The organism is Proteus sp. fly-1067 (genome assembly GCF_040139345.1).
GTDB classification, from domain to species: Bacteria; Pseudomonadota; Gammaproteobacteria; order Enterobacterales; family Enterobacteriaceae; genus Proteus; species Proteus vulgaris_B.
Genome location: NZ_JBEEUL010000303.1, coordinates 1 through 508, shown reverse-complemented (window position 1 = coordinate 508; position 508 = coordinate 1). Strand labels below are relative to the sequence as shown.

Here is a 508-nt window from a genome sequence, read left to right as displayed (position 1 = left end):
GCTGCACTCATTGAAAGAATGGGTAACATTAAGCGTCCACTTACCCCTGATTTATTTACAGCATTAGTTAAAAATATTATTGAACAACAAATTTCTGTTTCTGCTGCCATAACGGTACATCAACGGTTATTGAACTTATGCGAAGGCATCTATACTCCAGAACGTATTGCTATATTAACTGAACAAGAAATTCAGCAATGTGGTATGACAATGCGAAAAGCGAGTTACATTATTGGCATTGCAAATTCAGTCATTTCTGGTCAATTAGATTTAAATAAAATCCCCAGCATGCAGGATAAAGAGGTTATTGATACTTTGATTCAGTTAAAAGGCATCGGTATTTGGACTGCTGAAATGTTATTAATTTCATCGCTTAACCGACCAGATATTTTAAGTTGGGGGGATTTGGCCATTCAACGAGGAATAATGCGTCTGTATCATCATAAAACGTTAGATAAAGCGCGCTTTGAGCGCTACCGTAAACGATATTCACCTTATGGTTCTACAG

1 protein-coding gene is annotated in these 508 nt (G+C 36.8%); it reads left to right on the top strand.

The window, feature by feature from the left end:
* Positions 1-508 (top strand): DNA-3-methyladenine glycosylase family protein (locus tag ABN217_RS20525; protein ID WP_349460049.1); only part of this gene is annotated, 508 nt, incomplete at both ends.